Annotated in this window: 13 protein-coding genes and 1 riboswitch; of the genes, 2 read left to right on the top strand and 11 right to left on the bottom strand. The window is 60.2% G+C overall.

Annotated features, from left to right (window positions below):
• Nucleotides 1-163 precede the first annotated feature (163 nt).
• Nucleotides 164-1597, top strand: a complete 1434-nt coding sequence (locus JJB74_RS24580) for a hypothetical protein (protein WP_200596385.1) — start codon at nucleotides 164-166, stop codon at nucleotides 1595-1597.
• A 35-nt stretch (nucleotides 1598-1632) separates the two neighbouring features.
• On the opposite strand, the gene JJB74_RS33725 is transcribed toward JJB74_RS24580, so the two are convergent.
• Together JJB74_RS33725 and JJB74_RS33720 are read right to left on the bottom strand one after the other, a co-directional pair.
• Entirely contained in the window at nucleotides 1633-1923 is a 291-nt protein-coding gene (locus JJB74_RS33725) for an RloB domain-containing protein (protein ID WP_325170167.1), read from the bottom strand.
• Entirely contained in the window at nucleotides 1920-2171 is a 252-nt protein-coding gene (locus tag JJB74_RS33720) for a hypothetical protein (protein WP_325170168.1), read from the bottom strand. The genes JJB74_RS33725 and JJB74_RS33720 overlap by 4 nt, the downstream gene beginning before the upstream one ends.
• Here JJB74_RS33720 and JJB74_RS33435 point away from each other — a divergent pair.
• Complete coding sequence (locus JJB74_RS33435) at nucleotides 2157-2354, top strand: hypothetical protein (protein ID WP_234484817.1); 198 nt, start codon at nucleotides 2157-2159, stop codon at nucleotides 2352-2354. The genes JJB74_RS33720 and JJB74_RS33435 overlap by 15 nt on opposite strands.
• A 22-nt stretch (nucleotides 2355-2376) precedes the next feature.
• Here the strand turns inward: JJB74_RS33435 and JJB74_RS24570 are convergent, their stop codons facing one another.
• The 9 genes from JJB74_RS24570 to JJB74_RS24530 form a co-directional block, all read right to left on the bottom strand.
• On the bottom strand, nucleotides 2377-2658 hold the full coding sequence (locus tag JJB74_RS24570; protein ID WP_200596384.1) for a hypothetical protein: 282 nt from the start codon (nucleotides 2656-2658) through the stop codon (nucleotides 2377-2379).
• Nucleotides 2655-3347, bottom strand: a complete 693-nt coding sequence (locus tag JJB74_RS24565) for an NUDIX hydrolase (RefSeq protein ID WP_234484816.1) — start codon at nucleotides 3345-3347, stop codon at nucleotides 2655-2657. Before JJB74_RS24565 ends, JJB74_RS24570 begins: the two co-directional genes overlap by 4 nt.
• 43 nt (nucleotides 3348-3390) lie before the next feature.
• Nucleotides 3391-4443 carry an ADP-ribosylglycohydrolase family protein gene (locus JJB74_RS24560; protein WP_200596382.1) on the bottom strand — a complete coding sequence of 351 codons (1053 nt, stop codon included), beginning with the start codon at nucleotides 4441-4443 and terminating at the stop codon, nucleotides 3391-3393.
• Nucleotides 4444-4564: 121 nt separating this feature from the next.
• Entirely contained in the window at nucleotides 4565-5062 is a 498-nt protein-coding gene (locus JJB74_RS24555) for a YbjN domain-containing protein (RefSeq protein WP_200596381.1), read from the bottom strand.
• 59 nt (nucleotides 5063-5121) lie between these two features.
• Nucleotides 5122-6264, bottom strand: a complete 1143-nt coding sequence (gene metK / locus JJB74_RS24550) for a methionine adenosyltransferase (RefSeq protein WP_200596402.1) — start codon at nucleotides 6262-6264, stop codon at nucleotides 5122-5124.
• A gap of 113 nt (nucleotides 6265-6377) precedes the next feature.
• The gene (locus JJB74_RS24545; protein WP_200596380.1) at nucleotides 6378-6800 is read right to left on the bottom strand and encodes a DUF3293 domain-containing protein; all 423 of its coding nucleotides are present in this window, start codon (nucleotides 6798-6800) and stop codon (nucleotides 6378-6380) included.
• Nucleotides 6801-6860: 60 nt separating this feature from the next.
• Entirely contained in the window at nucleotides 6861-7250 is a 390-nt protein-coding gene (locus JJB74_RS24540; protein WP_200596379.1) for a hypothetical protein, read from the bottom strand.
• 27 nt (nucleotides 7251-7277) lie between these two features.
• Nucleotides 7278-7385: riboswitch (SAM-I-IV-variant riboswitch) on the bottom strand.
• Between the two features lie 83 nt (nucleotides 7386-7468).
• Nucleotides 7469-8833 (bottom strand): ATP-binding protein, encoded by a 1365-nt coding sequence (locus JJB74_RS24535; protein WP_200596378.1) that lies wholly within the window; start codon nucleotides 8831-8833, stop codon nucleotides 7469-7471.
• Complete coding sequence (locus tag JJB74_RS24530) at nucleotides 8833-9492, bottom strand: response regulator (RefSeq protein WP_200596377.1); 660 nt, start codon at nucleotides 9490-9492, stop codon at nucleotides 8833-8835. Before JJB74_RS24530 ends, JJB74_RS24535 begins: the two co-directional genes overlap by 1 nt.
• Between the last annotated feature and the right edge of the window lie 155 nt (nucleotides 9493-9647).

Raw genomic sequence — 9647 nt, 5'->3', positions numbered from 1 at the left:
TGCTCTTCGCTCTCCAAGACCATCCGCACCGCACGCTCGATGACCTCGGGTGAATATTTGATTGCTCTCTTCTTCATAGCCCCATTCTCTCAAATGTTGGGGCCTCCTCGTTTTCCGGGGCGGTTCAGTGGTCTCAGAGCATAAGGGAACAGCAGGATTTCTTTTGACACAGCTCTTCGATGTGACAACGCTAGAGCTTGATAATCGGAGCAATGTAGGCGAGGCGATTCTGGCTTCACGTGCTTGCTTTAATCAGAATTCCTCCAGAAACCTGGAGCAGTACCTCAAGCTCATTGTTCGGTTCGCAACGCCCGAGCCGCAGGCGACATTTGTTCTCTACCAAGGCGCCGTAGATCGAGTTCGAAGCGGAGCGTCCATTGTCTCGGTTCTTACGTCGCCGGACTTCCAATCAGAGCATAGGGAGTATGCGCATGATCAGTTCTGGAGAGTGCTCGTCAACCAATCGCATGGCTTCAACCGTGAAGTCGCCGATGATGCCATTGATACGCTCGTCGACTATCTACCGCGCTACTCGGCAATCTCGAATGGGAGTCGAGGACTGCGACAGAGGTCAATCTACTCTTTGGTGGTACTTCTAGATCGTGCTGGTTGGGGAAGGACCGCGGGCCGTCGTCGTCCCAACAGCCCGGAGAACGTCATAGAGATTGCAGAGAGAATCTTTGGTGAATCTACGTTTAAAGGGAAAGGCCTGTTACAACGCCTTGCTGGTCGTGAGCGTGGCGTGCTCGGCTGGGAGGATCTCATGTTGTTCAGACTCCAGTGCTCCGAAGACCGTCAGGGACAGCTACATAATGTGTATTCAGCACTTATCTATGATCAAGATAGAGATGCTGCAACCACTGGTTTGGTTAGCGAACTCGCATTGATGGGAATGAGACGACTGTCTCAAGAAGTCTTCGGCTTGTTCAAGCGAACCTACATTGATCCACAGCGAAACTTTTTTTCGGAAGTTTGTGATACTCCTGCCGAACTGTTTATCGGCGAAGTACCGTCTCATCAACTTGAGTCGCAGGTGACAACGAACGATCAATCCGCGCAAGATTCCGTTTTGCTTATGCAACGCATATCCGCAGCACGCTCCATGGTGAAGTCTTTTGTAACGTACCAGCTGAGCAATTCTTTGCCTCCAACTGGGTCGGGTGTCGGCTGCGGGCATTACGACGAGTCTGGCACTGGCGCTAGTGGTGGCATAGCGAGACTGATGAACGAGTATGTGTTTGAGGTTTGTTTCAATCCCGCTGTCCACGAAGACAACGTTTTGCATTTCCTCGACCATTGCCTATCGAATTTGAGTAGCTCTCCTTTTCTGGACGACGATGAAGAGCGCCACTTCGCATCCGAAGCTGATCTGCCAGGCGGCCTTGATCCCATGGCGATGGGAATGTATTGGGTTCAGCACCGCCAACTTATTCAACAGCGAGTGCAGCAGGTCGGCGAGCGATGTGTATTCACGCTGAATTACACAGCTTCGTATCGCAAACATCTGGATAGCGTCTTTGATGTGCTCGACAAATTCGCGGGCAAAGCTACTACGGCAGGAACAGAAACCGACAAGGACGAGCCCAATCCGCTGTGAGGTAATCGGTAAGAACGATGAGAGCGTAACCCCAATCAACCACGCAGCGTAGTCAGCAGCTTCACTAACTCCACAACGCCGGTATAAGGCTCGGGTTCACAATCGGCGTTGAATCGGGCTGGCAACGCTTCCGCTCTTCGAGTGGCATGGTTCAAGTGTTCACGAGTAATAGCAAATGCGCAACCGCTACCCTTTTTATACCCCGCAATGTGCCGCTTCAAGCGGAGCATCACCTCATCTCGATGAGTCGGGGTGTGGATTTCCTCGTCGTGAAGCAATAGCCACAATTCAAAACTCGGTATCAAGGCGATGGCCTTGAGGCTCACTGCCTGCTGTCACTGCGCAGCTTTCCATTCAGGGACTTGGCCACGCGCAGCGCATCAAAGTAGCTGTCATGGTCGTCACGATCGAATACGGCATAGACCCGTTCGAAGGCCCGGGGCTCGATTCTCCTGTGCCGGTCATCCTTCTCGAATAAGGCTAGGGCATACTGCACAACTTGAATCGGCGCTGTACCCAATCCACTGGCACATACGTCTACATTCGCGGTATGCAGACGATGAGCCGTGCGGATCTCATTGAAGTAATTCGGCTCGGTCTTGCTGCCTTCCGTAACGATCAGGATGCGGTCATAGCTGGCGCGACGGCCCAGTTATCGTTCCAGTTGCTTGCGCTGGCGCTCTCTGGGCGCACCCACGGAAGACAAAATTTCAGGGAATTATGGGTTAGTTACGCAAAATCTCAAGTTATTTTGTGACCGAAGAAAAAATTGATGAGACTTAATTTCTTCGCTTACCAAGCTGGCACGACTGTAGAGATAACGGCTCTTTGCCATGCCAAACGTCCCGCGGGCCGCGAGACGTTTGGCGACCGGCTCGCAGTACATAGTCGTTATGGATGAAGCCGGGATGAATCGCATGGCTAGTACAACTGATCGTCATAACAGGTTTGCCTTCGTGTTCATGCACGGTAAGGCGCTCGATGCGCCAATCAAAGCAGAAATGAGGATTGTCTATCGCGCCCTGGCAGACGCTGCAGTGAAACTCGGCATCCTCGTTCATTGTTGATCGCTCCGCTGCTGAGAAATCATTGTTTCCGCATGCGTGGCGGCTCCTGCAGACAAACGAAGAAGCGCGCGCAGCAGCGGCACATCATTTGAATGCGTGAGCAGCTGACCCAGCAATGCCGGCGGCACAAGGTGGACTGCCTGCGATTCCCAGCCCATGCATGCCGGATTGCCTCCAACGCGCCGGGCAAGGTAATACCGCGTATGGCTCTGCGTGCGCGAGGAATCCGCCAGAAAGCCGGTAATCCGCACTTGCAGCCCCGCTTCTTCATACGCTTCCCGGATTGCGCTTGCCTGAAGGCTGGCACCAGCCTCCACCCTCCCCTTGGGCAGCGTGGTCGCATAGCCGCCATAGGCATTCGATGGCGACACCAGCCAGATCCTGCCGTCCTCTTCCTGCACCGCCACGCCTGCAGCGGGCACGAGGCCGGGCGGAGCATTGAACGGCGGTTCGTCGAACTCGTATTGCCCTTCCACTCGCCTCCATTTTTCTTCCGAATCCGGCGCCGCATCCCAGGCAGCCAGCGGTATGCCGTTCAGCGCAAGGGGCAGCTCACAGCCTGGCGTAGCGGTTGCGATGGCATGCGACTGATTCCATGTCGGAAGCGGCGTGGGACTGCTCGGGCGCCTGAGTGGCACCAGTCTGCCGTGATCGTCACGGCATGGATGATGGATCAGCATCATTTCTCCCTGTTGTGGAACATTCTCTTGATGCGGCTCGGGATGCTTAGAACCGGTCTTCCGGATAGCGCGTGAGCCACTCCCGGTGACCTGCCTGCTCCGCTGCTTGTGGAATCCGCACCAGGTCGCGTGCGACGGTTTCAATAACGTCCCGCAGCTCCAGCCCTTTGAGCCAACGGTTCGGAATCGCATCGATTCCATACATCGCACCTAACAGATTCCCCGCCATCGCGCCGGTGGAGTCGCTGTCTCCGGTGATATTGACCGCAGTGACGATACCTTCCTCGAGCGTGCGTGCCGTCAGCGCGCAGTACACCGCGATTGCCAGCGCTTCCTCGGCCACCCATCCCTCGCCAAGCTCCGGTATCGCCTCATTTGCGTCCACGCCAGTAGCCGCCAGGTGGCACGCCCCATCAAGCGCATGCAGGGTTTCTTCGTGGTCGGGACAAGCGCGCAGCGCCTCGCCGGCATCGGCAATCGCCTCATTCAGCGGTGCGCCAATGACGAGCCCGGCAATGATCGCGGCGAATGCGCCGGCGGCAAGGTAACCGGTTGGATGGCCATGGGTAAGTTTTGCGGCTTCCACGCCCAGATTGAATGCCCTCGCCGCCTGGCCCGGATACAGCAGGCCACACGGCGCCACCCGCATGACGCCGCCGCAGCCCTTGCTGTTGTTACGCTCGCCTCCCTTGCGGCTCAATGCGCTGAGGCAGGTATTGCCGGGCGCGCGGCGTGCATATAACTGCGGCTGCTGCAGTAGCCAGCTGTCATTCGTCGTCGCCGTCCCCGCGCTCTGCGTCATCAGCCAGCGCAGATAAGCCTGATGCAGGCCATGCCGCATGCTTTCCATGTCGGCTTCGCGGTCGCGGCGCAACGCGCGCAGGCAACCTTCCGCCGTGAACAGTGTCATTTGCGTATCGTCGGTGATCTTGCCGATGCCGCCGTATGCCGGCGCATAGTCGCGGATGCCACCCGGCCCGAATCGCTGCAGTATCTGTGGCCGGTCGAGGAATTCCACCGGCGCTCCCAATGCATCCCCTGCCGCACCGGCAAGCAGACAGGCGATGGCGCGATCTTCATTTGCTTTAAGTTTCGTCATGATGCTCCCTGGTCTTTATCAACGATTTCGCTTCTACACCTCAGGATTGCGGTCCGGCCATTCCGACCACACCGCAATGCCGGACTGGTAAAAGCAATCAGGCTGGCACTCTGCACGCGCATCAGTTCAACAGCGCGCCGTCCTCCGGCGCTTGCGCATTCAGCGTCGGCGCAAGGTCTTCACTTGCCTTTCGTGAGCGACCGAGAAGGATCAGCCCATCCTCATTACGGGGCCCGACCATGTGCTCCAGCAGGGAGCCGAACCGACGCACCATCGCCATCAGCTGTCCCGCGATCAGGCCGTGGCTGTATGGCAGCGCATAGAAAACCCGCAGGTCGCCGTCCTCGTCCACGAAGAACGACGGTAGGTAGACCTCGGCATTGCAGCGATGCTCGAACTCGAGCAGTCGTTGCCTGTCCTGTTCCTTGTCGAGAGGCAGCCAGGTGATGAACTCGATGAACTGTCTCTGCACTTCGATCGATATCGAATACGCGACCCCTGATTCGGTATGCAGCGTGATGCGATGCGCTTCCTGCTTCATGGCAGTCAAGCCGGAATCGCGCATATGGTCGGCAAGCACATCGAGGGTGAGGTCATCGGCGGACCAGATTTTTTGCATGGACTTCTCCTGAAAAAGATAGGGACGGAAATGCGATCGTGCTTCGCGGCTTACGCATGTCAGGCCGCCTCCCAAGGCAAGCGCACGTCCTGCCGTCCAAAATGACCATAGGCCGCGGTGGCACGGTAGATCGGGCGCAACAGGTCCAGCCGCTCAATGATGCCGGCCGGGCTCAGATCGAACTCTTCCCGCAAGCGCGTCGCAATCACGCTGTCGGCAAGCGTCCCGGTGCCGAAGGTGCTGACGACGAAGGAGACCGGCTGCGCCACGCCGATCGCATAGGCGATCTGAATCAGGCAGCGCTGCGCCCATCCGCGGTCGACGACTTGCCGGGCCAGATGGCGCGCGGCATAAGCCGCGGAGCGGTCGACCTTGGTCGGGTCCTTTCCGGAAAACGCGCCCCCGCCATGCGGCGCGGCGCCGCCATAGGTATCGACGATGATCTTGCGCCCGGTGAGTCCGGTATCTCCCTTGGGTCCGCCGGTAATGAACTGGCCTGCCGGATTGATGTGCAGGCGCAGCGCTTCAGAGACCGGTAGACCTTCGAGCACCGGAGCGACGATGTGTCGCTCCACGGCGGCGCGAAGCTCGTCGAGGTCAATCGCTTCAGCGTGCTGCGTGGAAAGCACTACGTCGGTGACTTCGATTGGCTGCCCATCGGCATACCGCACCGTCACCTGCGATTTCGCATCCGGCTGCAGCCAGGGCAGCACGCCCGACTTCCGGAGCAGCGCCTGCCGCCGCACGAGCCGGTGGGCGATGGCAAGCGTGAGCGGAAGACGTTCCGGCGTTTCATCCGTCGCATAGCCGAAGACCATGCCCTGATCGCCGGCGCCGATGATGCCGTCACTGCGGTCCACGCCGCGCCTGATGTCCGCCGACTGGGCATTGAAGCGCAGCACGACCTGGCAACGCTCGGGATCGATGCCGGTCGCGCCATCGCTGTATCCCGCTTCGCGAAGCACGGTGCGGGCGATGGCTTCGGCTTCTGCGCGGACCTGGGTGACTATCGATGCATCACGAGCGCGGAATTCTCCCGCGATGACGACCAGGCCCTCCGCAATCAATGTCTCGCAGGCGACCCGCGAGTTCGGGTCGAGTTCGAGGAAGCGGTCAAGGATCGCATCCGATATCTGGTCCGCAAGCTTGTCGGGATGTCCTTCGCTTACCGATTCCGAAGTAAAAAGTCCGTCGCAAATGATCATTGTCATTTCTCCTGTTTAGCCGCGTTGGCAATACGCTGGGGGCGGCAATCCGGATCAAATCCCCCCGGCCACTGAGGTGGGCTATCCCGTGAATGTTCGACGCTCTCCGATCAGCGCAGCAGGATCAGTTCGGGAACGGCGTCCGCGCCGCACCAGACGATCGCGTTCTGCCGATACTTGCGGCCCAGCGCCATTGCATCAGCCCGCGCAAGACCGATGGCCAGCACGCTTTCCTCGCCGGCATAAGCGCCGGATGGATCGCATCCCATGCCTTCAAGAAAGCGCACGCCGCTGTCGCGCAAATCCCGCAGCAGCGATTGCTGAGCCAGATGATTGGCGTCTGCGTCAACCGGATGGCTGAACGGGTTCCATGCGGTCAGAAACGCCGAACAGCTCACCGCATGCTTGCCGTGCAGCTGTGCCAATTCGGCAGACGCTGCGCCGATATGCAGGGTGAACGGCGCGTCGGCGGCAAAGACGCGGTAATCGGTGACGGCATAGGCCGCATGGAGCGTGGTCGGTATCGATGTCATGAATGTCCTCTTGTTGTCTGGTGTAGCGGGATGGAATGCAATCGCAGATAGCGAATGCCATCAGCTCAGGTTTGACTCCGCCCGCGCTTGCCCGGACGATTCCTTGCGAAACCTTCTGGCCCGACTTTGCGCGAGTTTGCGCTCCAGTTCGGCCAGGCGCGCAATGCCATGTTGCTCAAGCTTGAAGCGATGCAGCGGCACCGCCTTTTCGCGGCGAACGCCGACGCCCTGTTGCCGTAGCGCCGCCGATAGGCGCGTGCTGTGCATCTGGCACCAGCCGAGCAGCAGCCCGGCACTGCGAGGCTGTGTCGACACATAGGCGCTGAACAGGCGCGCATGCTGGTTTTCGGTTAGCTGATTGTGCTGACGGGTTTTCGCCGCATGAACGAGTTTCCGAAACAGCGGGAACTCGAAGATGTCGTCGATCTGAAGCGAGCAAGTTCCAGACATGAAAAAACCTCCGCAAAGGGAGGTCGACGCGTTCCGTTTGGTTGCTTCCTTCTGGAAGCCACATCTGCTTTCGCAATCCACCTTGCCCGGTCTGGCAGGTTGGCATGGGCGTCGACCCAAGTCTTAATGTAGGGAAGATGATAACGTTCGTTTATCGAATTGTCAAGAAAGAAAGTTGTTTTAAAGAACGTTTTGGAGAAGCTCACCGGTTTGATACGTCAAACCTTGCGCACCGGCTTCAGCTGCGGCTGCATCTCCACCTGCGTCCGCGCCTGCGCCAGCATTCCAAATTCCAACCGCACCGCCAGCCCCCCGGTCGCCGACTCTCCCAGCGCAACCTCAACGCCATGCCGCGCCGCGATGGCTTTCACGATCGCCAAGCCCAGGCCGCTGCCCCCAGGCGCAGTCCCCGGCACCCGATAGAACCTGTCGAACACCCGCGCCCGATTCACTTCGCTGATACCCGGCCCCGAATCCTCAATCGCCAGCGTGCCCGTGCCATCCCTCTCCGACAGCGTCACCATCACCACGCCATGCGCCGGCGTATAGCGCACCGCGTTGTCCAGCAGATTGCGGATCATTACGCGCCAGGCTTCCGCATCGCCAGCCACCGCGATGCCGCGCGCGCAGTCGTAGCGCACATCGATGTCCTTGGCTGCGGCAAATGGCGCCACGTCGCCGGCGGCGAGCTCGATGCAGCGCAGCAGGTCGACCGGCTCGCCCGGCTGCGTCGGCAACAGCGGGTCCTGGCGCGCCAGCAGCAGCAATTGCTCGACCAGCCGCGATGCGCGATCAATCCCGCCCAGCAGCCGCTGCGCGCCCTGCATCCTCGCCTCGTCATCCTTGGCCCGCATCAGCGTCTGCACCTGCAACTTGAGCGCAGTGAGCGGGGAACGCAGCTCGTGCGCGGCATCGGCGATGAAATGCTGCTGCGATTGAAGCGCATGGTCCAGCCGCGCCAGCAGCGAATTCAGTTCCGCGGTCAGGCGCGATACTTCCGCCGGCACGCCCTCTTCCGACACCGGCGCCAGCGAGCCCGCGTTACGCGCGGCAAGATCCCTGCCGATGCGGTTCAGCGGCGCGAGCGCCGCGCTGATCACGCCCATCGTCGCCAGCAACGACAGCACCGCCACGATCACCGTTGGCGACAAGGTCTTCAGCGCCAGCCCGCTGGCGCGCTCCTGCCGCGCTTCCATCCGCTGCGCAACCTGTATCGTGCGCGCGCCTGCATGCCGGGTATAGATGCGCCATTCGCTGTCGGGCAGCAGCTCCATCGAGAATCCGGGCGCGGCATGGCGCGGCAGGGGCGGCGCGTCGCCGGCCTGGTAGAGCATGGCGCCGCTGTCGGACCAGATCCGGATCGCCACGTCGAACGCATCCTCGCGGCGATGCGCATGCGGCGGCGCTTCCTGCTGCGGAAAATCGCTGTCCTCCAGCGCCATGGCCATCTGCTGCAGGTGGTAATCGAAAAGCTTGTTGGCTTCATTCATCGCGGCTTCATGCGACGCGCCGAACTGCAGCAGCGCCGCCGCGATGATTTCCGCGCCGAGCAGCAGCAGCAGGCGCAAGCGCAGTGAACGCATCAATGCTTCTCCACCATGTAGCCGAGGCCGCGCACCGTGATGATGCAGCCCTGCCCGAGCTTCTTGCGCAGGCCGTGCACATAGACTTCGATCGCATTGCTCTCGACCTCGCCGGGCCAGCCGTACAGCCGCCGCTCGAGCTGCTCGCGCGACAGGATCGCGCCGGGGCGCGACACCAGCGCCGCAAGGATCTCCCATTCGCGCGCCGACAGCATCATTTGCCGGCCGGCGAGCATCACCTGCCGCGTCTCGAGGTTCACCGTGATCTCGCCGTTGCGGTACAGCTTCTCGAAGCCGCCATGCGCGCGCCGCAGCAGCGCTTCGAGGCGCGCGATCAGCTCTTCCAGGTCGAAGGGCTTGACGAGGTAATCATCCGCGCCGCTGCGCAGCCCATGCACGCGCTCGGCCACGGTATCGCGCGCAGTCAGCACCAGCACCGGCATGCCATCGTTGCGGCCGCGCAGCGCGCGCAGGATATCGACGCCGTCGCGGCCCGGCAGGCCGAGGTCCAGCAGCAGCGCGTCGTATTGCATTGCCGCCAGCGCCGCTTCGGCATCGATGCCGTTCTCGGCCCAGTCAACGTCCAAGCCCTCGCCTTCCAGAGCGATCTTGATGTTCTCGCCGATCATGACGTCGTCTTCCACCAGGAGAATTTTCATCGTGAGCATCGTGTGTGTGTGAAGCGAACATTGTAGGTTGGGCTGACGAAGGAAGCCCAACGGAAGCCCGCACGGAATCAGGCTTCATGTTGGGCTTGCCAGCCCAACCTACCTCAAGCCCAACGGAAGCTCGCACGGGATCAGGCTTCATGTTG

The sequence above is a fragment of the Noviherbaspirillum pedocola genome, from assembly GCF_016632335.1.
GTDB classification, from domain to species: Bacteria; Pseudomonadota; Gammaproteobacteria; order Burkholderiales; family Burkholderiaceae_D; genus Noviherbaspirillum_A; species Noviherbaspirillum_A pedocola.
Note: the sequence above shows the minus strand (reverse complement) of the source record. Positions and strands in the feature narration are given on the sequence as shown.

Bases quoted from the DNA above. Each gene is read 5' to 3' on its own strand.
- JJB74_RS33435 (WP_234484817.1), top strand. From the start codon at position 2,157: ATGAGCCGTGCGGATCTCATTGAAGTAATTCGGCTCGGTCTTGCTGCC.
- JJB74_RS24570 (WP_200596384.1), bottom strand. From the start codon at position 2,658: ATGAACGAGGATGCCGAGTTTCACTGCAGCGTCTGCCAGGGCGCGATA.
- JJB74_RS24565 (WP_234484816.1), bottom strand. From the start codon at position 3,347: ATGATGCTGATCCATCATCCATGCCGTGACGATCACGGCAGACTGGTG.
- JJB74_RS24560 (WP_200596382.1), bottom strand. From the start codon at position 4,443: ATGACGAAACTTAAAGCAAATGAAGATCGCGCCATCGCCTGTCTGCTT.
- JJB74_RS24555 (WP_200596381.1), bottom strand. From the start codon at position 5,062: ATGCAAAAAATCTGGTCCGCCGATGACCTCACCCTCGATGTGCTTGCC.
- JJB74_RS24545 (WP_200596380.1), bottom strand. From the start codon at position 6,800: ATGACATCGATACCGACCACGCTCCATGCGGCCTATGCCGTCACCGAT.
- JJB74_RS24540 (WP_200596379.1), bottom strand. From the start codon at position 7,250: ATGTCTGGAACTTGCTCGCTTCAGATCGACGACATCTTCGAGTTCCCG.
- JJB74_RS24535 (WP_200596378.1), bottom strand. From the start codon at position 8,833: ATGCGTTCACTGCGCTTGCGCCTGCTGCTGCTGCTCGGCGCGGAAATC.
- JJB74_RS24530 (WP_200596377.1), bottom strand. From the start codon at position 9,492: ATGAAAATTCTCCTGGTGGAAGACGACGTCATGATCGGCGAGAACATC.